Annotated in this window: 21 protein-coding genes; 9 read left to right on the forward strand and 12 right to left on the reverse strand. The window is 71.1% G+C overall.

Features of this window, described 5'->3' with window-relative positions:
• Positions 1 to 4: 4 nt before the first annotated feature.
• The 6 genes from JYK02_RS25845 (at position 5) to larC (ending at position 5859) form a co-directional block, all read left to right on the forward strand.
• Positions 5 to 427, forward strand: a complete 423-nt coding sequence (locus JYK02_RS25845) for a chemotaxis protein CheW (protein WP_120524690.1) — start codon at positions 5 to 7, stop codon at positions 425 to 427.
• Positions 428 to 498: 71 nt separating this feature from the next.
• The gene (locus JYK02_RS25850) at positions 499 to 867 is read left to right on the forward strand and encodes a response regulator (protein ID WP_014400067.1); all 369 of its coding nucleotides are present in this window, start codon (positions 499 to 501) and stop codon (positions 865 to 867) included.
• Between the two features lie 69 nt (positions 868 to 936).
• Positions 937 to 3294: a chemotaxis protein CheA gene (locus JYK02_RS25855; protein WP_207054833.1), complete on the forward strand. Its 2358-nt coding sequence runs from the start codon at positions 937 to 939 to the stop codon at positions 3292 to 3294.
• Entirely contained in the window at positions 3291 to 3881 is a 591-nt protein-coding gene (locus tag JYK02_RS25860; RefSeq protein ID WP_207054835.1) for a chemotaxis protein CheC, read from the forward strand. The genes JYK02_RS25855 and JYK02_RS25860 overlap by 4 nt, the downstream gene beginning before the upstream one ends.
• A 55-nt stretch (positions 3882 to 3936) precedes the next feature.
• Positions 3937 to 4689, forward strand: coding sequence for a nickel pincer cofactor biosynthesis protein LarB (gene larB, locus JYK02_RS25865; RefSeq protein WP_207054837.1), 753 nt, complete (start codon positions 3937 to 3939; stop codon positions 4687 to 4689).
• 6 nt (positions 4690 to 4695) lie between these two features.
• On the forward strand, positions 4696 to 5859 hold the full coding sequence (larC, locus tag JYK02_RS25870) for a nickel pincer cofactor biosynthesis protein LarC (RefSeq protein ID WP_207054839.1): 1164 nt from the start codon (positions 4696 to 4698) through the stop codon (positions 5857 to 5859).
• A 3-nt stretch (positions 5860 to 5862) separates the two neighbouring features.
• Here larC and JYK02_RS25875 read toward each other — a convergent pair whose 3' ends face one another.
• From JYK02_RS25875 to JYK02_RS25900, 6 genes are all read right to left on the reverse strand, one after another.
• Positions 5863 to 6630: a VOC family protein gene (locus tag JYK02_RS25875; RefSeq protein WP_207054841.1), complete on the reverse strand. Its 768-nt coding sequence runs from the start codon at positions 6628 to 6630 to the stop codon at positions 5863 to 5865.
• Positions 6631 to 6743: 113 nt separating this feature from the next.
• Entirely contained in the window at positions 6744 to 8444 is a 1701-nt protein-coding gene (locus tag JYK02_RS25880) for a DUF6311 domain-containing protein (protein ID WP_242588895.1), read from the reverse strand.
• A 61-nt stretch (positions 8445 to 8505) separates the two neighbouring features.
• Positions 8506 to 9798: a hypothetical protein gene (locus tag JYK02_RS25885; RefSeq protein ID WP_207054845.1), complete on the reverse strand. Its 1293-nt coding sequence runs from the start codon at positions 9796 to 9798 to the stop codon at positions 8506 to 8508.
• 92 nt (positions 9799 to 9890) lie between these two features.
• Complete coding sequence (locus tag JYK02_RS25890; protein WP_207054847.1) at positions 9891 to 11624, reverse strand: caspase family protein; 1734 nt, start codon at positions 11622 to 11624, stop codon at positions 9891 to 9893.
• On the reverse strand, positions 11621 to 12421 hold the full coding sequence (locus JYK02_RS25895; RefSeq protein WP_207054849.1) for a hypothetical protein: 801 nt from the start codon (positions 12419 to 12421) through the stop codon (positions 11621 to 11623). Before JYK02_RS25895 ends, JYK02_RS25890 begins: the two co-directional genes overlap by 4 nt.
• Positions 12418 to 13089 (reverse strand): RNA polymerase sigma factor, encoded by a 672-nt coding sequence (locus JYK02_RS25900; RefSeq protein ID WP_242588896.1) that lies wholly within the window; start codon positions 13087 to 13089, stop codon positions 12418 to 12420. Before JYK02_RS25900 ends, JYK02_RS25895 begins: the two co-directional genes overlap by 4 nt.
• Before the next feature lie 390 nt (positions 13090 to 13479).
• On the opposite strand from JYK02_RS25900, the gene JYK02_RS25905 reads away from it, so the two are divergent.
• Positions 13480 to 14211: a hypothetical protein gene (locus JYK02_RS25905; RefSeq protein ID WP_207054853.1), complete on the forward strand. Its 732-nt coding sequence runs from the start codon at positions 13480 to 13482 to the stop codon at positions 14209 to 14211.
• Between the two features lie 6 nt (positions 14212 to 14217).
• On the opposite strand, the gene JYK02_RS25910 is transcribed toward JYK02_RS25905, so the two are convergent.
• From JYK02_RS25910 to JYK02_RS25920, 3 genes are all read right to left on the reverse strand, one after another.
• Positions 14218 to 16155, reverse strand: coding sequence for a serine/threonine protein kinase (locus JYK02_RS25910; protein WP_347402577.1), 1938 nt, complete (start codon positions 16153 to 16155; stop codon positions 14218 to 14220).
• A complete protein-coding gene (locus tag JYK02_RS25915; RefSeq protein ID WP_207054855.1) occupies positions 16152 to 17081 on the reverse strand; it encodes a DUF2381 family protein in 930 nt (309 codons plus the stop codon). Before JYK02_RS25915 ends, JYK02_RS25910 begins: the two co-directional genes overlap by 4 nt.
• A gap of 78 nt (positions 17082 to 17159) precedes the next feature.
• Complete coding sequence (locus JYK02_RS25920; protein ID WP_207054856.1) at positions 17160 to 17849, reverse strand: hypothetical protein; 690 nt, start codon at positions 17847 to 17849, stop codon at positions 17160 to 17162.
• Positions 17850 to 18055: 206 nt separating this feature from the next.
• On the opposite strand from JYK02_RS25920, the gene JYK02_RS25925 reads away from it, so the two are divergent.
• Positions 18056 to 18712 (forward strand): outer membrane beta-barrel protein, encoded by a 657-nt coding sequence (locus JYK02_RS25925; RefSeq protein WP_207054857.1) that lies wholly within the window; start codon positions 18056 to 18058, stop codon positions 18710 to 18712.
• 18 nt (positions 18713 to 18730) lie between these two features.
• On the opposite strand, the gene JYK02_RS25930 is transcribed toward JYK02_RS25925, so the two are convergent.
• The 3 genes from JYK02_RS25930 to JYK02_RS39890 all read right to left on the reverse strand — a co-directional run bounded on the left by JYK02_RS25930 (position 18731) and on the right by JYK02_RS39890 (position 22298).
• Positions 18731 to 19294: a head protein gene (locus JYK02_RS25930; RefSeq protein ID WP_207054858.1), complete on the reverse strand. Its 564-nt coding sequence runs from the start codon at positions 19292 to 19294 to the stop codon at positions 18731 to 18733.
• Positions 19294 to 19797, reverse strand: a complete 504-nt coding sequence (locus JYK02_RS25935) for a hypothetical protein (protein ID WP_347402578.1) — start codon at positions 19795 to 19797, stop codon at positions 19294 to 19296. Before JYK02_RS25935 ends, JYK02_RS25930 begins: the two co-directional genes overlap by 1 nt.
• Positions 19798 to 19970: 173 nt before the next feature.
• The gene (locus JYK02_RS39890) at positions 19971 to 22298 is read right to left on the reverse strand and encodes a lamin tail domain-containing protein (RefSeq protein ID WP_242588897.1); all 2328 of its coding nucleotides are present in this window, start codon (positions 22296 to 22298) and stop codon (positions 19971 to 19973) included.
• A 242-nt stretch (positions 22299 to 22540) separates the two neighbouring features.
• On the opposite strand from JYK02_RS39890, the gene JYK02_RS25945 reads away from it, so the two are divergent.
• Entirely contained in the window at positions 22541 to 23053 is a 513-nt protein-coding gene (locus JYK02_RS25945; protein WP_207054860.1) for a transcriptional regulator, read from the forward strand.
• Positions 23054 to 23087: the final 34 nt, after the last annotated feature.

The following is a 23087-nucleotide window of genomic DNA, read 5'->3' on the forward strand; positions in this document are numbered from 1 at the left end:
CACCGTGCGGCACGTCATCTTCCGGGTCGAGAAGGAACGCTACGGGTTGCCCTTGTCGGCCGTCCGGGAGGTCGTCGTGCCCCCGGAGCGCTACACGCGGGTGCCCCGCGCCCCGCCCGCCATCACCGGGGTGATGAACCTGCGCGGCCGGGTGGTGACGGTGGTGGAGCTGCGGCAGCTCCTGCACCTGCCAGAAGGTCCCACGCCCCTGTGCCGGGTCGTGCTACTGGACCGGGGTCGGAGGGATTTGGGCCTCCTGGTGACGGACGTGGACGGCATCGAGGCGGTGGAGCGCGTGAGCGCGGCCCCGGGCAAGGTCATGCCCGCGGTTCGCGGCGTTGCCCGCCTGGGCGGTCTGGGAGTGACCGTGCTGGATCCGGAAGGACTTGATGCGGCGGTCGTTGCCTTGTTCACTCCCTCCAAGTGAGTAGCCCCCTGGAAACGGCCGGTGATAGGGTGCGCTCCCTCTAGGCCTGAAACGGAGGCGGAGTTCTTCACATGGCTAAGCGGGTGCTGGTCGTCGACGACGCCATCTTCATGCGCAACATGATCAAGGACATCTTTGCGTCTGGAGGGTTCGAGGTCGTCGGTGAGGCGGCCAACGGCCTGGAGGCCGTGGAGAAGTTCAAGGAGTTGAAGCCGGACCTCACGACGATGGACATCGTGATGCCCTTCAAGAGCGGCATCGAAGCGACGCGGGAAATCATCAAGGCCGACAGCAGCGCGGTCGTCATCATGTGCTCGGCGCTCGGGCAGGAGAGCCTGGTGATGGAGGCCATCGAGGCGGGTGCCTCGGACTTCATCGTCAAGCCGTTCCGGGCGGAGGACGTGCTGGCGGTCGTCAAGAAGGTGCTGGGCGAGGCCTGAAGCGGCGGGAAAGGGGGCCGCGCCCGCCCGGGACGCGGCCCTGGTCCGCCTTGAAGGAGGTGCCGGCTCATGACGATGGACATGTCCCGGTACCTGGGCCTCTTCATCTCGGAGGCCACCGAGCACCTGGAGGCGCTCGGGCGGGACCTCGTGGCGCTGGAGCGCGAGGCCACCGCCAGCACCGTGGACTCGATGTTCCGGCACGCCCACTCGGTGAAGGGCATGGCGTCGTCCATGGGCTTCGAGCCCATCGCGATGCTGGCGCACCGGGTGGAGGACCTGGTGGACGCGGTGCGGCAGGACCGCAAGCTCCTGGACCGGGACCTGGTGGACCTGCTGCTCAACGCCGCGGACACGCTCACCGCCCAGGTGCGCGCCGTCGCGTCCAACCGCGAGCCGGAGCAGGCCGAGGGGCTGCTCAAGCAGCTGGGCTCCCGTGTGGAGACGCTCACCGGGCATGCCCCGGCCGCCACCCGCGTGGCCCAGGTCACCGCGCTCAAGCCCCCGACGCCCGGAGACGACGGAGAGGGCTCGGGAGGCGGCGAGGGGCCCTCGGGCGCCTCGGGTTCCGGGACGCCGGGAGGTTCCGCCGGGCCCGCGCCGGGAGCCGGGAATCCAGGCAGCGCGGCGTCGGCTGCGGAGGCTCCACGCGCCGAGGTCACGGAGGCCACGGAGCAGGGGTCCTCCGGGAGCAACGGGACGTCCGGAGCAGGAGCCGGAGCGGGCGCGGTCGCCGTGACGGCGTCCTCCCCCGTGACGGTGATGCCGCCGGCCACCCTGATGCCGCCGCGCGACCTGAGCGGCCCGGATTCCCTCTACGGCGCCCCCATCGCGCGGTCCCTGGCGGCCGTGCCGGAGGGCGACCCCGCCGCTTCCGTGGCGGCGCTCGCCACGGGCCTCAAGGTCGTCGCCAACGTGGCGGACGGCAAGCCCGCCGCGCCCCGCTGGTCCGTGCGGCTGCGCATCTCCCCCACCTGCCAGGTGCCCGGCGTGCGCGCGTTCCTCGTGCACAAGCGGCTGTCCACCCTGGGCACGCTCGTGGACCTGCGGCCGCCGCTGGAGGAACTCAAGGCGGGCCGCATCCCCGACGGCTACATCCAGGTGGACGTGGAGACCGGCGTGGGCGAGGCCGGCATCCAGACGGCCCTGCGCAACGTGGCCGAGGTGGAGGTCGTCTCCGTCACCCCCTCCGTCCCCGAGCCGCCCCCGCTCCCCGTCGCCGCGCCCGCATCCGACGCAGCGAGGGGCGCCAGCGCGGACGCGGGCTCGCGCACGGTGCGCGTGCGCACGGAGCTGCTCGACTACTTCCTCGACACGGTGGGCGAGCTGATGCTCGCCACCGCGCGCCTGCGTGAAGTGGGCAAGGTGCTGCCGGAGAACACGCGCCCCGCGCTGGAGGAGGGCGTCTACCGGCTGCACACGCTGGTGAAGGACCTGCACGACAAGGTCATGAGCGCGCGCATGACGCCGCTGTCGCTCATCACGGACCGGCTGCCCCGCGCCGCGCGCGACCTCGCCCGCCGCAAGGAGCGCGAGGTGGAGCTGGTCATCACCGGCGCCGAAATCGAGCTCGACCGCGCCATCCTCGATGAGCTGGCGGACCCGCTGCTGCACCTGTTGCGCAACTGCATCGACCACGGCCTGGAGTCACCCGAGGATCGGCTGGCCGCGAAGAAGTCCGCGCGCGGCCGGGTCACCGTCACGGTGCGCCGTGCGCGCGACCGCGTCATCATCGACATCGAGGACGACGGCCGGGGCATGGACCCCGCGAAGCTCAAGGCCGCGGCCCTCAAGCGCGGGCTCATCACCGAGGACGCCGCCCAGCGCATGGCGGACCGCGACGCCTTCCTCCTGTCATGCCTGCCGGGCGTCTCCACCGCCAAGGACATCACCGACATCTCCGGCCGCGGCGTGGGCATGGACGCGGTGAAGCGCGTGGTGGAGAGCGTGGGCGGCACGCTCGAAATCGACAGCGAGCGCGGCCGGGGCACCGTCTTCACGCTGCGCCTGCCGCTCACCGTCGCCGTGGTGCACCTGCTGCTGGTGGAGGTGGGCGAAGAGGTGTTCGGCCTGCCCATCGCCAAGGTGGTGGGCGCCACGGAGGCGGATCCGCAGGCCCTGAGCAAGAGCCGGGAGACGGCGCTCTTGCCCCACGGCAACGGCCTGTTGCCGGTGCACGCCCTGGAGGTGCTGCTGGGCGTGCCCGCGGCGCCGAAGCCGGGCTACCGGCCCTTCGTGGTGATGGAGGGCGACGCCGGCACCGGCAAGGTGGCGCTGGCGGTGGATCGCCTCCTGGGGCAGGAGGAAGTCGTGCTCAAACCCTTGTCCCGCCCCCTGGACTTGCTGCCGGGATTGTCCGGCGTGACCATCCTGGGCAGCGGCCGTCCCGTGTTCATCCTGGACGTCCCGAGGTTACTGACCGCGTGAGCCCCCCCCTGCCCAGTGACGCGCAGCTCGACGCCCTGCGCGAGGTGGCCAACATCGGCTGCGGACACGGCGCCAACGCCCTGGCCCGGCTGGTGGGCGGCCGCGTGGACCTCTCCGTCCCCGACGTGCGCATCACGGACGCCACCCAGGGCCCGGCCCTCTTCGTGGACGACGCCCCGGCCGTCGCCGTGCGCCTGGGCATGACGGGCGAGCTGCGCGGCGCGCTGGTGCTCACGCTGCCGTCCGTGGACGCGGAGGCGCTGGTGTCCGCGCTCGTGCGAGGCCACCCCGCGTCCCCCGAGGAGCGCGAGAGCGCCCTGGCGGAGGCCGCCAACATCCTCGCCAGCGCGTGCCTGTCCGCCATCGGGCGGCTGACGGGGTGGCGGTTGCTGCCCTCGGTGCCGCACCTCCAGCGCGGGCCCGTGCGGCCGGTGCTGGCGGGCGTGCTGGGCGACGTGGAGCCGGGGCCGGGCGTGGTGCTGGCGGCGCGCTTCTCGGCCACGGGCCCCACGAACGTGGGCGGCCAGATGCTGCTGGTCCTGGAGCGCGGGAGCGCCCAGGCGCTGTTGTCCCGGCTGGGCCTGTAGTCCGCCGCCTGTCGTCCGCCTGGAGGACCGGGGGCGGCTGGGGTAGACGGACGCCATGGACGAGAAGGCGCTCAGGGCCCTGCTGGGCCAGGTGAAGACGGGCAAGGTCAGCCTGGACGACGCGGTGGGCAAGCTGAAGGACCTGCCGTACGCGGAGCTGGGCTACGCGACGGTGGACACGCACCGCAACCTCCGGTTCGGCTTCCCGGAAGTCGTGTTGGGCGAGCCCAAGACGGTGGAGCAGATCCTCGGCATCGTGAGCGTGCTCGTGGAGCGCAAGCAGACGGTGCTGGTGACGCGGCTCCAGCCGGAGAAGGCGGAGGCCCTCGTCGCGCGCTTCCCCAAGGGCCAGTACCACCCGGTGGCGCGCATCTTCCACCTGCCCCAGCGCAAGGTGAAGGCGGGCCGGGTGGCCGTCGTGACGGGCGGCACCAGCGACCTGCCCGTGGCGGAGGAGGCCGCGCTCACCGCGGAGGCCATGGGCGCGGAGGTGCGCCGCGTCTACGACGTGGGCGTGGCGGGCATCCACCGGCTCCTGCGCCGGCGTGAGGAGATTCAAGAGTGCCACGTCGCCGTGGCGGTGGCGGGCATGGAGGGAGCGCTGGCGAGCGCGCTGGGCGGCCTGGTCGGCATCCCGGTGGTGGCGGTGCCCACGTCGGTGGGCTACGGCGCGAACCTCGGGGGCATCTCCGCGCTGCTCTCGATGGTGAACTCGTGCGCCTCCAACGTGGCGACGATGAACATCGACAACGGGTTTGGCGGTGGCTTCTACGCGGCGCTCATCTCCCGCACGAAGGGCCGGAGCTAGCGCGCCATGCGACGCATCCTCTACCTGGAGCCCGTGGGCGGCATCGCCGGGGACATGTTCCTGGCGGCGGGCATCGACCTGGGCGTGTCCCCGGACGCGCTGACGCAGGCCCTGTCCGGACTCAACGTGCCGGGCTGGAAGCTGGCGGTGTCGCGCGCGGTGCGCCACGCCATCAGCGGCACGCACCTGGACGTGGTGCTGGACGCGAAGGAAGCGCACCCGCACCGCGCCTACGCGGACATCCGTCAGTTGATTGAGTCCGCGCCCACGCTGCCGGAGCGCGCGAAGGCGCGGGCCCTGGCGGTGTTCCGCGCCATCGGCGAGGCCGAGGCGAAGGTGCACGGCGTGTCCATCGACGCCATCCACTTCCACGAAGTGGGCGCGGTGGACTCCATCGTGGACATCTGCGGCGCCGCCGTGGTGCTGGAGCTCCTGGGCGACCCGGAGGTGCACGCCGCGCCGCCACCCCTGGGCAGCGGCACCATCCGCGTGGCGCACGGCCAGATGCCCATCCCCGTGCCCGCGACGCTGGAGTTGCTGCGCGACGTGCCCGTGCGCTTCGAGGGCGTGGGCGAATTGACGACGCCCACGGGCGCGGCGCTGCTCAAGGTGCTGACGAAGATTGGCCACCCGCCGGACTTCATCGTGGAGAAGGTCGGCTACGGCGTGGGGACGAAGGACTTCCGCGACCGGCCCAACGTGCTGCGCGCGTCGCTGGGCCGCGTGGAGACGCAGGCCACCGAAGGGCTGTGGGTGGTGGAGGCGAACCTGGATGACGCCACGCCGCAGTTGCTGGCGCACCTGGTGGAGCGGCTGCTGGAGGTGGGCGCGAAGGACGCGTGGGTGGCCCCGGTGGTGATGAAGAAGGGCCGGCCGGCGCACCTCCTGGGCGCGCTGGTGGAGGGCGGTCTGCGCGAGGCGGTGGTGGACGCGCTCCTGAGCGAGTCCACGTCGCTGGGCGTGCGCTACCACCGGGTGGAGCGCCACGCGCTGGAGCGCGACTTCGTGGAGGTGGAGACGCCGTGGGGCAAGGTCCGCGTGAAGCGCGGCCTGCGCGACGGCCGGGTGCTCAACGCGCACCCGGAGTTCGACGACTGCGTCCGGCTGGCCCGCGCGGCCGGGGTGCCGGTGAAGCAGGTGATGGCCGCAGCGATGGCGGCCCTCACGTGACAACTACGCGGGCTTCGTCGCGGAGATGATGCCGAAGCCCGCGCCGCCCGGGTCCTCGACGATGGCGATGCGGCCGTAGGGCGAGTCGAACGGCGGCATGAGGACCTTGCCGCCCTTGGCGGCGACGGTGACCACGGCCTCGTCGGTGTTGGCCACGGCGAAGGTGACCATCCAGTGGGCCGGCACGTTGGCGGACGTCTTGTCATCCAGTTGCATCACGCCCGCCGTCTCCTGGCCGTCCTTCTTCAGGACCCAGTACTGCATCCGCACATCCGGCATCTTGTCCGCCGTCATGCCGAAGAGGTCCTTGTAGAAGGCCACGGCCTTGGCGCCGTCGTGCGTCTTGCCCTCGTGCCAGGCCATGGCGCCGGGCTCGGCCACCAGCCCCGAGCCGTTGAACTGATTGGGCTGCCAGAAGCCGAAGGGCGCGCCGGTGTTGTCCGTACAGAAAGCCATGCGCCCCGCGTCCATGACGTCCATGGGCTCCATCATCACCTTGCCGCCCAGTTCCTTCAGGCGGGCGACGGAGCGGTCCACGCTCTCCACGGCGAAGTAGGTGTTCCAGATGGGAGGGAAGGGCGCGTCGCTGGGGCGCGGCATGAGCGCCGCCACCGGGGCGGCCCCCTTGAAGGCCATGGTGTAGTAGCCGTTCTCCTTCGAGCCCTCCTGGAACGTCCAGCCGAACAGCGCCCCGTAGAAGTCCAGGGCCTTCGGCAGGTCCCAGGCCATCAGGTCCACCCAGGACACCGTCCCCGCAGCGTGCTTCGTCATCGCAGGCATCGTCGCTCCCCTCGCAAGTCGCGGCCCCGGCGGCAGACCAGGGCTACCTGCAAGGTAACAGTGGAGCGGAGCAGGACTGAATGGATTTTCAGTGCTGTTTCGTGTCAACGAATGGGCTGACGCGCGAGCCCCTGCGCGAACGCATCCGTGTTGCCCGCGACCACGCACACCGGCAGGCCCTCCACCGCGCCGCAGCGCGCACCGGCGTCGAGGAAGGGACGCAGGTGCTCTGGCAGCACCACGTACGCGGTGCTCGCGTCCAGGCCACCGGGAGGCAGTGGCGCGTGGCACTCGGCCGTCAGCGCTTCCGGCGTGCGGGATGCGTAGCCGCTGTTGAACGTGAGCTTCAGCCGGTACGCCTGATACGCCAGCGCGTTCACCAGCGGCTCGTCGTAGCGGCACACCCACTGCACATGCGGTGGGAAGAGGGCCAGGTGTTGATAGGCGCCCTTCAGCGCGTCCCAGTCCGCGGACTTCAGACGCTGGAAGCGCACGGGCTTGAAGAGGGCGCTCTTCGCCTCGCGCACGTCGTACGCCTGGACCGCCAGCACCGCCGCCAGCGCGGCCACAGCCACGGCGGGCACGTCGCGCCACAGGCGCGCCACCAACAGCACCGCGCCCACGACGAGCAGGTAGTGCAGCGGCCAGACGAAGCGGCCGGACGCGCGGAACGCGTTCGTCATCTTCGTCAGCGGCGCGTACAGCGCGTCCAGCTCCGCCACCGGATGGCCCAGCCACGTCACGCGCGACGACAGCGCGTACACGGCCATGAGCAGCACCACGACGGACGCGGGCAGCACCCGGCGCCAGTCCAGCGTGCGCGCCTCACGCAGGCGCACCAGGAGGCTGGCGAAGGCCAGCGCGATGAGCAGCAGCGCTCCCGCGCCCAGGTAGCCGAAGCCCTCGCCCTGCCGGGGCCCGGCGGGCAGGTCCGGCAACAGGCGCGACCAGCCCATCGGGTTCACCAGCGTGGCCAGGTCCGCGGAGAACTCGCCGAAGCCCTCCGCGCCCAGCCCGCTGCCGCCGAAGTAGCCGAAGAGGGCGAACAGCACGACGTCCAGCAGCGCGATGCCCGCGACCGCCGCCGCGACGCGTCCGGGGCCGAGTTTCCGGCTCCAGCCGATGCGCACCCCGAGCGTCAGCGTCAGCGGCATCAGCATGGCCACCCAGTACGGGTGGGTGCCCGACGCGATGGCGTTGAAGAGGGCCGCCAGGCCCAGGCTCCGCGTCGCGGCGCGCGCGTCCGGCAGGTCGCGCAGGTTGAGCCACAGCAGGGCCAGCAGCAGCCAGTGCGCGCACAGCGTGGGGTGGCTGAAGCGCGCCGCCATCACCGGCGACAGCGCCAGCAGCGCGCCGCCCAGCACCACGGGCACCGGACGCGGGGACACCGTCTCCACCAGCCGCGCGCCGAAGTAGCCTATCAGCGCGTAGCACAGGGCCAGCCACGGCCCCGTGTACTGGAAGTCCACGGGCAGCAGCGGCGAGAGCGGCTTGAACAGCAGCGCCAGCCACGGGTTGCCGTCCGTGAGCGCCACCGACGAGCCGTACGGGTAGAAGTGGTTGGGCGCCGAGCCCAGCGGCAGCGTCCAGTCCGCGTTGCGGAAGAAGAGCCAGCCGAAGATGTGCGCGGCCCAGTCCTCGCGCATCATCCAGTCGATGTGCGTGGGCGGCAGCACCGGCCCGCCGCCCAGCCACAGGAACCAGCCCAGCCCGCCGAGCACCGCCAGCGCTCGCGCCACGGTGAGGGCCCGGTGGGAGGAGGCGGCAGGGGGCGGGGGACTCAGGGAGGGGACGGACTCGCTCAAGGCGCGGCGACTGTAGGCGCCGGCTTCCGTACCCCGCAACCGCTCGCTTCCCGCGCGGACCTCACGGGCAGTAGCGCGCGTAGCGCATGCCGCGCGTCATCACGGCCGGACCGCCGTCCGACGGGTAGTCGTAGTGCACGTAGGTGAAGCCCACCTGGATCCGGTCCTGGTCATCCACGTGGACCGCGGAGGGGCCGGGCAACGCATTCCCCCCATCCCGCGTCTCCAGGACGAGCGGCGGCGTCGTGCCGACGGGGGACGTGCCGTGGAGCGTCCGCACCACCAGCTGGCTGGTGCTCCCGTTCACGTTCGCGTCCACGTCCGCGTCGTCCAGCAGCGCGTGGCGGAGGTCCGGGAAGGTGGCGCTCCTCGCCAGCGCGGGCCCCCGGCTCCGGTAGGCGCCCAGGGGATACGACTTCCAGCCGCTGTCCTCCTTCGTCAAGAGCCACGCCCCTGCGTCGTCGGAGCCCAGCAGGGACGGCCGTCCGGCCGCGTCCACCTCCAGCGCGACGCGCAAGCGCGGCGAGCCCAGGGGAAGCTCCTGCTCCAGCGGCTCGGAGACCCACGCTCCCGACGCGTTGCTCGCGTACACGAGCTTGGGCGTGCCGCCGGAGAGGCGCGCGAACACGATGTGCACGTGGCCGTTCGCGTCCACGGCCATCCGCTCGCGGTCGCCATCGAGCCCCAGCTCATCCAGCGGCGTCAGGGTCCACGCGCCCGTGGCGGACACGGTGCCCAGCAGGTAGCCCCCCTTGGGTGCGAGCCGGGCGATGAGCACGTGGGGCCGGTCCTGCGCATCCAGCGCGATGGCCCGGGCCCAGCCTGGGGACAGGTAGCGCGTCGTCCAGGTCCCCCCCAGGTCGGTCGCGTAGCTGGTGTCGTTGACGTACTGGAACAGCACGTGGTGCGTGCCGTCCGCGCCCACCGCCAGGTTCACGTCGAAGAAGGTCCACACGCTGTCCACCCGCGTGGGCACGTCGCCCGGCCGCGTGGTGCCCACGTGGAGGTGGGCGTCCTTCGAAAAGGCGTAGTGGCCCACTCCCTTCGCGTCGAAGACGAACGCGGAGATGAGCGTGTCGATGCTCTCCTCCACGACCTGCGTCGTCCAGCCGTGCTCGGTGCTCCCGCACAGGTCTCCACCCGTGCCCGCGTCCGTGCCGGCGTCGGGGCCTTCCGCTCCCGCGTCGGGGTGGGTCACCACCAGCTGCACGCAGGTGCCGGAGGCGCTCCGGGTCACGTGGCCCTGCCCCGGTCTGGAGACTCCATCCGTGCAGATGGGGTCGCAGCCGGTCAGGAGCAGCGTGGCCACGGCGGCGCTCGACAGCGCGGTGTGCGCGAGGAAGGAACGGGACACGGGAGGACCGTCAGGGCTCGAGGTTGGCGCTCGCGGGCGCGACAGCAGCGCACCGCACGCGGACACGGCCGGGCCCGGGCGGCCCGTGCCCGCTAGCGCCGCAGGGAGATTTCCAGGCCGTACTGCGGATCCATGCCCGTCTGGCCGTTGGCCGTGACGCGGTCCATGCCCACCTGGGCGGACAACCGCAGGTTCATGCCCGCGAGCCGACCCATCACGCCCGCGGCCACGTGGCCGGTGAGCAGCGCGGGGTCCGCCTGACGGAAGCCCGGCGCCGTGAGGCCCAACAGCCCCCAACCCACCCCCACCTCCGCGAACAGCGGCGTGCGCGCCGGGGCCTGCAAGCCCAGCAGGCCCTCCACCGTGAAGCGATGCAGCCGGATGCCGTCGCGCGTCGCCAGCGGCGTCACGCCGTACGCCCCGCGCACGCCGTAGTAGAGCAGGTCCAGCGAGGACGACGGCGTGCGCCACGACAGGCTGGGCCCGGTGGCGAACTTCGCCAGCCCCAGCGGCGAGCGCCCCGCGCCCAGGCCCAGCTCCAGCTTCGACGTCCAGTCGGACGGCGCCGCCACGGCCAGCGGCGAGCGCGCCCCGCCGATGACGGACGGCTGGAAGGGGCTGCTGAAGTCCACCGGCACCAGCCCCACGGCGGCGACGTACTCGTCGTAGAAGGACCGGTCCAGCGGCACGGCGAACAGGCCCCGGCGCAGCGCCTCCTCCGCGGGACCGCGCTCCTGCAACTCGCGCGGGCGCAGCTCCACCGTGCCGGAGGACAGCTGCGCCAGCGTCACGCGCGCCTCCGCGTTCGGCGCGCGCACCCAGTACACGTCGCGCGGCGGCAGCAGGATCTGCGTCCACTGCTGCTGCGAGCGGCGCACGTCCACCAGCCGCTGGCCGTCCGCGTCCTCCACGGAGAGGCGCGCGTACTCGAAGCCCGCGGGGAAGGTGACGGAGGGGCCTTCCGGGGCCGGGCCCACCAGCGGACGGCGGGGCTCGGCCGTGGGCGCGAAGGCGTTGACGGACAGGCGCGCGGGCATGCCCTTCACGCCGTGCAGCGAGGCGGCCACGAACGCGGCCAGCTCGCTGTACTCCACCTGCCCGTCGCCGTTGATGTCCGCGCCGCCCAGCAGACCCGAGCGCGCCACGTGGCTGAAGACGCCCGCGCGGATGCGGGACCACTCGTGCGTCTCCCCGTCCTCGCTCTCCGCGAAGAGGGCGCCCACGTGCGGGCGCGACGCCAGTTGCTCGCGCGCGAGCACCCCGCGCAGCTCCGCCAGCACCGCCGCGTCGGGCGTGCCGCCGCGGCTGCCCACCACGCCGGAGGCGCGGCACGCATCCGCGATGACGTGCACGTAGTCCGCGCCCAGCGGATCCACGAGCTCTGAATAGAGGCTGGTCCGGTCCAGGCGCGCGTCGGCGAGCGTGAAGTAGGCGCGGCCCGCGTCGTCCGTGTTGCCGTGGCCCACGTAGACGATGAGCACGTCCGTCTGGCGGCCCGCCGCGTGGTCCGCGAGCGCCGCCGCCTGCAGGTGCTTCACCGCCTGCTCCACCGCGGCGCGCGTGGGCGCCCGCGCGGACTTCAGCACCAGGCTGCCGCCCTTGCGCGTGGCCTCGTCCGGATCCACCAGCAGCGTGGTCTCCACGCCCAGCCGCTTGAGCGTCTCCGCCCACAGCACGCCGTCGTCGTCCGCGTAGCGCAGCGGGGCGAGCGCCGGGTCGTCACTGCCGTTGTGGGCGATGACGAGCGCGCGCCGGACGGTGTCCGCGAATGCCTCCGGAGCCGCGACGAGCAGGGCCGCTCCCAGGAGCACTTCCAGCTTCTTCATGGAGAATCCTTTACCCGGACCTCCTGCCTGAGCACCACCACCCCCTCCGTCGTCCCGCCGCGCAGGGCCGCCAGGGTGGCGTCCGGGTGCTCGGAGAACGTGGCGGTGACTTCCGCCATATCGGAGCCCGTGGGCAGCGCGACCGTCAGCTCCAGGGGGCGTTCCTCACCCGCCTTTCCACTGAGCGCGAAGGGACCGTTGACCTCCTCGTGGCCGCCGGCGCGCACGCGCACCGCGACGTGGGTGTAGGGCGGACGGGCCCCCGCCGCGAACGCGAGCGTGGCGCCCGGGGTGCATGCCGTGCCGGTGCGCAGCTCGCGCAGGGACTGGCCCGGCGCCGCGCAGAAGACGCGCAGGACGGGCTGGGCCAGCGGCGCGGTGGGCGGGGTGGGGTCATGCACGGCCCCCCGCGGGCTCCACTCGGGTTCACCGGGCTCGGTGGCTGCGGTGGGGCCGACGGACCCGGGCGTCACCACCACGGCCAGGAAGAGGGCGGCGAGCGTGGCGCCGAGCACCGCCAGCGTGGGCCACCGCGCGGGGGCGGCGTCCGCGGGGGCGGCGGCGCCGAGCGCGGCCTCCAGCCCGGCGGCGGTGAGCGTCTCCAGCTCCGTGGAGGTGGGCGTGTCCGTCTGGCCGGACTCGAAGACGCGGTGGGCGCGGGCCCACTTGTCGTAGCGGGTGCCGCAGCGGGCACAGGCGTGGGCGTGGCGCAGCAGCCGCGAGGATTCGGGGGCGGACAGCTCCCCCAGGGACCAGCGCGTCAGTCCCGCGTCCACATGTCGTTCGTACCACTTCATGGGATGCTCCCGAATGGGATGGCGCACAGCAGGGCCAGGGTGGCCAGCAGGGCGCCCAGCTGCAGGCTCCCCGGGACGACGTCACTGTCCAACCAGCCCGAGTCCTTCAGGTGTTCGGTGAACTGCAACCGCAGGCGGCGCTCGCGCACCCGCACCTCTCCGCGGGTGAGCTTCAGCTGGTCCGCGGCGGACTCCTGCGACAGGCCGTCCATGAACCTCAGCTGCGCCAGGGCGCGCCCTTCCGCGGGCAGGGCCTCCAGGAAGCGGCGCACGATGGAGCGGACCTCGGCGCCCAGGGCCTCTTCCTCCGGGCTCTTGCCCTCGGTGGGGGCGTGCACGAGCTCCGGCGCGTCATCCAGCGGGATGGCCTCGCGGGCCACGCGGCCGGAGGCGCGCATCAAATCAATGGCGGTGGAGCGGGCGACGGTGAGCAGGAAGCCGAGGTAGGGGCGCACGCCGTCGTACGCCTGGCGCATGTGGGGCCGGAAGGCCCGGACGAACGTCTCCTGGTGCGCGGCGTCCAGGTCCAGGGGCGTGAGCGCGACGGAGCGCATGCCCGTCTCCGAGTGCACGGAGAAGCGCCGGGACAGGTAGCGGAGCACTTCGGGTGAATAGGTGCGGTAGACCTGGGTGAGCACGGCGGTGTCACCCCGGCGGAAGGCCTCCAAGACTGACCGCTCGGTTCCTGGCAACACGCGGGATGGCTCCGTGTCATGGAGGCGCCCGGCCGGGCCCCTTCTGGAAATGAGATACGAAATGACCCTGGAAATCGGGTCGTCCCCACACGCACGGCGCGCGTTTTATTGAGCCGGAGCCCCCGGGTTGTTGTGGACCGGGGAGGGTGGGAGTTCCACTCACGCCGGGCCCTATCGCAGGGGCCCGGCGTCTGGCCGTAGGGTGCTGGGATTATGTCCCGGGCCGTGACTCCCCCCGAGCTTCCGCAAGATGACGGCGAGGAGCCTGCCCCTCGTTCTGGCGTGTCATTTCCCACGTACAGCCTCAGCCGTCTGAAATGGCACCATGTCCAGGGGGCGCCGGTAGGACCGCCTCCCGAGCCTGTGGACGTCATCGCCCCGGACCTTCCGCCCAATGACGGCGAGGCGCACGCCTCCCGTCCTCCAGCGACGGATGCGTTGGAACTCTACCGCCTCACCCACCTGGGGAAGCGCGACGGCTGGGCGGAAGCGGTGGCGCTGCTGGTCGCGGCCGTGGACGTCATCGCGGCGGCGTGGATCCTGGGTGCCCTGGCGAGGCCGGACAACGCCTGGATCGTCCCGCTCTCGGCGGTGCTCCTGGCGGTGACGGGCGTGGCCGCGGGCTCCTACCTGGGCAGGCCCTGGGCGCGCCAAGCGCTGCTCGTCACGCCGGCCGTGCTGACGGTCATCGGCTGGATGAAGGGGAGCGAGGACGCGAGGCCCCTGCTGTTGATGGGGGGCCTCTTCTTCACCGGACTCGCGCTCTTCGCGCACCGCAGCGCGCGCAACCAGCTCTTCTTCCAGCGGGACGTCCCACGTCCGGCGCTGGAGCGCTACCGGGCACGGCAGCAGGACAACCCCATGGCGCACCATGCCTGGCGCTACGGCCTGGCCGCGCTGATCACCCCCCTGTTCGCGCCGCTCGCCGTCTTCTGTGGTGCATGGGGGCTCCGGCTCGTGGTCCGGGAGGCACGGCCCCGTGCCGCGCTGGCGCTCGGGGGGCTCGTGCTGGGCAGCGCGGTCCTGCTGCTGTGGTACCTCCACGCACTGGAGCTCTACATCGCGCTGACGAGGCTGCTGCGCGACCCACGGTGAGGACCGCTACGGGAACGCGTCCACCACGGTGTAACCAGCGCTCCTGCTGATGATGGCCGCGCCGGGTTTGGAGCCTTCTTCCTTCCACCAGCCCTCGGGGTTCCCGAGGATGAAGCAGACCGGGTAGACACGGCCATCAGGTGTCTCGGCCCGGGTGTAGTGGCCCACCACCCGCTCGCCGCCCGTCCACAGCCGTCCGTAGAGCAGGGTGCCTTGGGGAAGCCGTCCATAGTCCTCCTTCTGGAGGCTGACGATGTCACCGTCGCCCACCGTGACCTTGGTGGCATCCGGGCGGAAGGGATAGCGGATGTCGACGGTGATGCCCGCCTTCCCATCCCTCCTCAATCCCAGTGTCTTCATTGCGTCCAGGGCGTCCTGGGGACAGCGTTGAGGCGCAGGCTTCAGTGGCGTGCCCGCGCAAGCGACCAGGGTGGACGCCGCTCCGACGGCCAGCGTGCACGTCCGGGCGAGTGAGCGGGCGCGAGGCGAGCGGTCCTGCTTCTGCGGAAGGGTCATGGCTTCCTTCTCCAGCGGAGGCGGCGCGGGGAAGGGAGGGGCCGCTCCGGGCGCGGCAGCTTGGTCGGGCCCGGACGGCGGCGCCATGGCCGGTGACGCGGCGGTCGGGGATTCGCCGGCATCAGGTGCCTGCATAACCCCCAGTCCCCAGAGCAGCCCCGCCGTGATCATCACGGCGACCGCCTTGACCATCACATGGCGGAAGATGGCCCACCGTGCCTGCCCACGCCGTGCCGGGGTCGCGGCGACGATGGCCTTCGCTTCCATCCGGGCCACATGCGCTGGCACACGACGACGCAGTTCGCGAGCGTCTCGGAGCCGCCGGAGCCGGTCCACTCGCTGGAGGCGTGCGTGCTGGAGCGGCACCTCCTGACCCGGCGCCACCGGGCCCTCCATGCCGGGCGCATCCTGGGTCGTGCGGGATTGGGGCGAGGGGGAGCGAGCCCAATCAAACAAGGGCAGGTCCCAGGTCTCATCCGCGCGGCTCAAGAGGTGTCTCAGCTCGGAGGCCAGGGCCGTGGCGCTCGCGGGCCGCCACTCGGGGGCGAAGGCAAGCAGTCGGGTGATGAGTGACGCCAGGTCCTCCGGCACGTGGGGATTGAGTGTTGAGGGCGAATCGGGCGCATGCCCGTGGGCACCACGCAGCACCTGCGCGTTCCATGCGGAGACCGGGTAGGTCTCGGTCAGCAGCCGGTAGAAGGTGACGCCCACGGCGTACAGTTCATCCGCCACGGAGTGGCTGGGGTGCTTGGGGCCCTGCGCGGAAGGCGCTGCCATCCGCCGCAGGTGGAGCTGCGGGCTGTAGTAGTGCGCGGTGCCGGGAGGAAGCTGGCCCGTCCCGGTCAGCGGAAGGACCTCGGGATGCCAGCCCGCGCCCCAGTCCAGGAGCGTGAGCCGTCCTCCTGGTTGGATCCGAAGGTTGTCGCCCTTGAAGTCCCGGTGCAGGACGCCGCGCCCATGCGCGAAGGCCAGCACTTCCGCCGCCTGGAGCAGCAAGGCGCCTACCTCCCGAGCCGAAGGATTCCGGGCCTGGGACCACGCGTAGAGCGACTCACCGTCCACGTACGTCATCACCAGGAACGGGTAGGCCCCGGCGCCGGGCCGCCACGAGCCCCTGGCAACCAGCCGGGGCACGGCCGGGTGCCGCAAGCGGGACAGGACTTCCGCCTCGCGGAAGAACCAGGGGCTGTCGAGGTGGCGTGCGAGCTTCAACGCATATTGCCGGCTGCGTGGGCGGTCCCTCCTGCGAACGGCATAGACGGTGCCGTAGCCACCCGCCGCCAATCGTCGCAGGACCTCCCATGGACCGATGCACGTGCCAGCGGAAAGCGCGTCCACGGACATCACATGGGGAAGGGAAGGGTCGAGCCTCTTCCGCACGGGCTTTGTCGAGGAAGGCCTTTCCGGAAGGACGTCATGCGTGCTCATGGGGCCACCTGCTCCCAGCGGATGCCGCGCTCTCCCTTCGAGTCGAACAGCTCCAGGTTGAATCGCACGTCGAGTGGCATGTCCTTAGGGACAAGCCACTCCACCATCACGGTGGCTCGGCTTCCGGGCGCTACCTGTGTCTCCTGCATGAGCAGGGGATATTCGCGAGCTGGCATCACAGGCCCGCTGGGGGCATGAGCTGTCACGCGAGCAAAGCCCGGCACCCATGAATGGGTGCCATCGGAGTTGACCAGCGTTGTGGCCAGGACCCGCGTGGCTCCCGAGCGATAGCTCACGTGGGGGCCCTCGGCGGTCATGCCCATGCTCGCGGAAGGGTCTCGGAGATAATCCACCGCGACACCTTCACGGGTGACATCCCCCATCAACACCGCGCCACCCAGTCCACGCAGCGCGCACTGCGCCCGCAGCGTCGCGAGTCCTGCTTCCGTGACAGCGCACCGGGCCCGCAGGTCCGCGAGCTCCTTCCCCAAATCCTGCGCGGTGCGCCCCTGCCGGAACACCTCCACCTGGGAGTCCACCTCCGCCGCCACGGTCGTGAGCACGAACCCCACCTGTGCCGGAGCACCCGGTCCCGCGAAGCGCACGGTGAGCACGGGCTCCTTCCCGGCGGGGATGTCCATGGACGCCTTGAGGACAAGCACGTCCTCATGCACCGCCACGCGGGAGAAGAAGGGCGCGAGCACGCTCCGGTCCACGGACTCCGGAACGATGGGCGCATCGAAGGTGACGGTGGTCACCTCATGGGCGGCGACCCGCAGCGGAAGCAGCGCCGGAGGCTCCTCCGCGCGCAGCGTGAGCTGTCGGGCCTTGCGCTCTCTCATGACAGGAGTCGGGGACTGCGCCACCGCCGAGGTGCCCATCAGGACCGTCAGCACCAGGGGAATGACCGAAGTGGACAGCGACATCACGGGTCACCTCCATCCTTCAAACCTAACAGATAGGGGTGACACGCAGGGATGTGCGTCGCGACGCTGAATTCTCCGCTACGACCGCCGGCCCGTCTTCCGGGCGAAGTACGCGCGGTTGAACGTGCCGAGTCCCCACATGCGCGGGTCGTCCGGATGCTCCAGCTTCGCCAGGGACTCGTCGCTCTGCTCCGCCAGCCAGCGGATGAAGTCGTCCCTGGAGGCGAAGGTCTGCTGCGCTCGGGAGTCCCCCTGGATGTACCGGAGGCCCCGCGCGTACGAGCCGTCCCCGGACCGCCACAGCGCGCGGGACACGCCTTCGCGCGGATCCACGGTGAGGGACAGGTCCGCTCCCGCGTCCAGCATCTCCGCCACCCGCTGCGCCAGCGCGCGTCCGTAGCGCCGTGAATCGAAGTGGGCCTCCGACCGGGCCTGCTCCCTGGCGTCGTGCTGCCGCTGGGCTTCATCCATCCACCGGATGCGCGGTGGACCCAAGGCCTCGCAGACGACGGACAGCGCGACGTCCCCCAACCCGGGCGCCGACGCGTGATACCGCTGCATCAGTCCCTTCACCTGGGCGCGAGGCGCCTCCGGCAGCGAGCCGAACGTCAGCGCTCCATCCGGCGCCGTGAAGAGCAGCGTGTCGTCATGGAGCGTCCCCTGGTGCTTCAAGGACGCGGACAGCTCGATGCGGGTCAGCCCACGGGCCTGGAGTTCGGCGCGCAACCAGCGGACGACGTCGGAGTCTTCGGTCAGCAGGGAGGACATGGCTTGGGCCGGCACTCTCGCACGGGGTACCCTGCCGTGGCCCGCACCGAAAGGCTGACATTCCTGTCGCGCTTCAGGGCCATTCCCGCGCCCCGCGCCCCTCGAAGCCAGGGCGCCCGCATCAGGGACCCCTGGCCGCGGGCTTGCAGTGGGGGACGCCGTCAACTCCCACCGCCGTCACCTGACGGCCCTGCTCCCTGGACGACATGACTGCTCGACACTTCATCGCATCGTTGGCCCTGACCACCTGCCTGGGCGCCCTGCCGGCCGCGGCGCAGGAGCCCAAGAACTCCGGGCTCGCGCTGGGTGTGCGCGGCGCCTTCGGCATTCCCGTGGGCGACTCCGGCACGGACCTCTCGCTGAAGGACACGTTCGGCAGCACCGTGGCGCCGCAGGTGGACGTCTCCTACTTCTTCAACCGGCGGCTCTCGCTGGGGGCCTATTTCCAGTACGGCTTCGGCTCCGGTCCCGGTGACGAGTGCACGGACGGCGCGAACTGCACGAGCAAGGTCCTGCGCTTCGGCATCGACCTGGACTACCACTTCCGGCCGGAAGGCTTCGTCTCGCCGTGGGTGGGCGTGGGGGTGGGCTATGAGATCGGCTCGCTGGAAGTGGGCGAAGGGGCGGGGAGCTCCTGGTTCAAGCTCGAGGGCTATGACCTGGGCCACGCCCACTTCGGCGTGGACCTCCAGCTCACCCGCTCCATCGCGGTGGGGCCCTACATCTCCGCGTCCGTGGGGCAGTACAACAAGGGCACGGTCCGTCTGGGCAATGCCGCGGAGATCAGCGACGACCTCTCCAGCGACGAGAAGCAGATCCACGTCTGGATCCAGCCGGGCGTGCGCGTGCAGTTCCGGCTGTAGTCCACACCGCCGAGGCCCTCACGTCTCCGGCGAAGGAGGCGTGGGGGAGGGCAGGGGATAGAGGACGCGGTAGTCGATGCGGTGGTGATAGGCCGCCAGATACGGCGCCCCCGCGATGTCGATGACCACCTGCTGGGGCGGCGTGGGCTGCTGGTTCATCCACGCCTCCGCCTCCGCCTTCGTGGCGAAGGACAGGCCCGAAGGCGTGGGCCTCTGGTCCGCCACCTCCTGGAGGTAATGCTCCAGGATGGGGGGCATGAAGACCAGGTGGGTTCGCCCCGTGGCTGGAACGAACATGGCGGAGTAGTAGTCGTCTCCAATCAGCACATGCGCCTGCCGTACAGGAGGCACTCGCGCGTTCATACCTGCCTCTGCCTCGGCTCGGGTCTTGAAACGGGCGATGATCAGCGGAGGCGCGAAGGCATTGAGGCTTTGGATGTACGACTCGAATTCCTCTGTCTGCCCGGTGTTGAGGATGAACCGGATGGCATCTGACGCGAAGCGAAGGCCCTCCTTGTCCTTGTCGGAGGTGCTTTCGGAGAAGAGTCTGCCAATGATCTCCAGCTCGTCGATGAAGCGCATCAAAGCGTGCTCTCCACGAAGGATTCCGGAGTAGCGGACATCTGCGTCAGCAACACCACTGGAGCGAGGACGATGAGGCCCGCTCCCGCCGATACAACGACGAAGACGACCCCGGCAATCACCACGGCGCTTCCTACCGCGATGGCTCGTTGATTCCTTCGAGCCCAGTCAGAGACAGCTTCCGTGGAAGAGAGTTCCTGTGGCCGAAGCTTTTCAAGTTCGATGCAGTCCATGTAGGGCCGCAGACATCGGTTGTTGCAATAATCCTCGAGGCCTCCCTTCCCACGTGGGGTCCTGTAGTGCTCGTAATCCTTGGGCAGTGGTCGGCTAAGGCATTCCTGCATGCACTCCAGGTGCTCCGCGTCACAGTCCCGCACGGAGCGCGCGGTCCGCACGATGCGCCGGCCCTCGGGCGCCTTCACGTAGCGGGCGAGGTCGAAGTCCTCTGCCGGCCGCCACTCCTGGGTGAAGCTCCCATCCGGAGCCTCCCGCAGGAGCAGCACCTGGTGTGGCAGCTCCTCCTGCGAGGGGGAAGTCACCGCCGCGCGGGTCGCTCCACAGGCCGCGAGCCACAGGCACAGGGCCACGGCCGTGGCGCCCCTCCCCAGCCGAATCCAGGCATGCATCCTTCCACCCAATCAGAACCCCGGGTGGAAGTCATGTCACCGCGGACCGCTCAGAACGAGGAGAAGTCCGCGCGGTAGCCCGGGGTCGAGTAGTAGGAGAACAGGTTGGCGCAGTAGGCCCAGCTCCCCGTGCCGCTCGCGTCCGGCGAACGGTTGAACGAGTAGCCCTGGTACACCTCCACGCCGGGCGTCATGTACGAGTGGCTGTCCTGCAGCGTGCCGTCCGCGCGCACCAGGTACACCGCGTCGCCCGCGCCGCTCTGGTTGAGGCCCCGGTCGAACCGCAGCCCGTAGCCGTTGTTGTTCGCGTACGTCGCGTACTGCGCCCCCGGCGGCACCGCGGACGCCCCCGAGTACACCACGTAGGCCTTGCCCGCCGGCAGCACCGTGCCCGGCGCGAACGTGTGCCGCGCCGCCTCCGCGCCCGAGTACGACTTCGCGTCGTGGATCTTCCAGCCGCTCAGGTCCACCGCCGTCGTCCCCTCGTTGTAGATCTCCACGAACTGCTGGTCGTAGTCCGGCGTCGTCCCGCCCGACACCGGCGGGAAGGGCTGCGGCAGGTACTCGTTGATGAACACCGTCTGCGTCGGCCGCGTCATCGTGAACACCCCGTCGCTCACGTCCGCCACGTCCGCGCGCGCCGCGTCCGCCACCCGCACCCGCGCGGTCGTGGAGGACTCGTTCGGCACCGTCCACGTGTAGCGCCCGCTGGACGCCGCCACGTTCGACGCCACCGTGCGCCACACCGTCCCGTCCAGCGTGTACGTGAGGTTCACCTGCGTCACGCCGCTGGACGTCCAGGTGATGCTGAACGTCTTGCCCGCCTGCAGCGTCTCACCGCCGTTGGGCGCCGTGACCTTCACGCTGCCCGCCTGCGACGCCGCGCCGAAGTTGAACTGGCTGAAGACGGGGTAGTGGTCCGACGTGGTGCTCTTGTAGCTGACGATGGAGGGCTTGAGCACCTTCGTGGTGTTCGGCACGTAGTAGGCCGCCAGCTCGTTCGTCACCAGCTGGTGGTCGATGAACTGGCTGTTGCTCGTCGTCGAGCCCACACCGGACTCCGACAGCGGCTGGGTGAGGAACTTGTACCGCGCGGGGTCGCTCACCAGGTTCGCGTAGGGCGACGGGTTCGTCGTGTAGATGGACGCGTCCACGTCGTCGTTCCAGTCACCCAGCACCATCACGTTCTGCGTCGGCAGGGAGTTGTCCAGGTAGTCCTTCAGGCACGACGCCGCGCCCTGGCGCCGCGCGTACGACTCCGCGTCCGCGTACGCCTTCATGTGCAGCACCATCACCGTCAGGTCCACCTTCGCGCCGCCGCGGATCACCTTCAGGTCCACGCGCAGGGGCGGCCGGTAGGCGAAGTCCAGCGCGCACTCCGTCAGCACGACGTTCGAGCTCACCACCTGCACCGCGTCCGTCTTGTAGAGCAGGCCCAGCTTCTGCGTCGTGGAGCCCCCGCTGGCGAGCAGGCCGTCGTAGCCGGGCAGTCCCGCCTTCAGCGAGTTGAACGCGTCCACGCCGACGATCTCCGCCACGCCCAGCACGTCCGGCCCCGCGTCCGCGATGACGGCCGTCGCGTTCGACAGCTGCAGCGCCTCGTCGGTGGGGCCCTCGGCCGTGGAGCCGAACCACTCGATGTTCCAGTTGCCCACCTTCAGGCCCACCGTCGGCTGCGTGCCGCCGTCCGTCGGCTGCGTGCCGCCGTCCGTCTTCGTGCCGCCGTCCGTCACCGGGCCGCCGTCGGGCAACTGACCGGACGACGTGCGCACGGGCACCTGGATGACCGCGTCCACGTGGGCGCCGTTGGCGTCCGTCACCCGCACCGTGAGCTCGAACAGCGCCGGGACCCAGGGCGTGCCCATCAGCACCCCGTCCTCCGTCAGCGTCAGGCCGTCCGGAATCGCCCCGCCCACCTGCGACCAGGTCAACGGCGGCGCTCCACCCGTGCTGCTGAACGTGAAGGTATAGGCGCTGCCCTCGGTGGCGGCCGGCAGCGGCGACGCCGTGGAGATGACCGGCGCCGGCCACGCGCGCAGCGCATAGCTGCGCGTGTGCTGGGCGCCCTTCGCGTCGCGCACGCCCACCTTCAGCGTCCACTCGCCGGGCTCCGTCGCGGGCCCCACCAGCCGCCCGGAGTCCCCGTAGAAGGAGAAGCCCGGCGGCAGCTGGTCCACCGAATACGTCAGCGGCGGCGTGCCGCCCGTCGCCGTCAGCACCTTCTCGAAGGCCGCGCCCACCGTGGCCCCCGGCAGCGTCACCTGGGGCAGCACCGGACCCTCGGACGTCGGGTCATCGGAGGAACCGCAGGCGGCCAATGCGACGACGGACGTGACGAGGACGAGCGACGCGAACGCTCGGAAGGACCGGGACGACATAAAGGAACGCTCCAGCACCGGGCCCGCCCCAACGCGGCCATCCCGGAAGAGGGCACGCACCTTAACGTGTCTGGCATCCGACTGTCGCGAGCCCCCCCGCTTGCACCCCGGCGGGGCGCCTGACGCACTGCCACACGGCAATGGATGGCGCGGTCCGCCGTCCTACACGGACAGCGCGGAAGGCTTTGCGCCCGGTCCGCGCGTGCAGTTGGATGGGTTCGAGCAGACGGAGGAGATGCGTCATGGCCGAGAAGTGGGACAGGCAGTTGATGGACTTCCTCAAGCGCACCGGCGAGGACCTCAAGCGCACCACGGACGACCTCCGCGGCGAGGCCGAGCGCCTCCTCAAGGAAGTGAAGGACCCGGAGAAGCAGGCCAAGGTGAAGGAAGGCCTCGTGCAGCTGCGCACCTGGGCCGCCGCCACCACCAAGACGGCCGCGGAGAAGATCGAAACCGCCGTGCGCCGCGTGGAGACCTCCGTCGAGGAGGCCTTCAAGCCCGGCTCCAGCCCCGCTGACGCCACCCCTCCGCCCGCCTCCCAGGCCCGGGCCCCCAGGGCCGCCCCGGCGCAGGAGGACGCCGCCCCCAGCCGCCCGGCTCGCGCGAAGACCTCCGACAAGCCGAAGGCCGCCGACAAGTCCATTGGCCGCAAGAAGACCGCGGGCGCTCCCGCGGCTCCCAAGGGCGCCCGGGCCGCGAAGAAATCGGCTTCCAAGAAAACGTTGGGACGCAAGAAACCCGCGCCCGGGGCGTGAAGTTCCGCTGCGTATGAAGTCGCGCCTGCCCGCA

The organism is Corallococcus macrosporus (assembly GCF_017302985.1).
Classification (GTDB): domain Bacteria; phylum Myxococcota; class Myxococcia; order Myxococcales; family Myxococcaceae; genus Corallococcus; species Corallococcus macrosporus_A.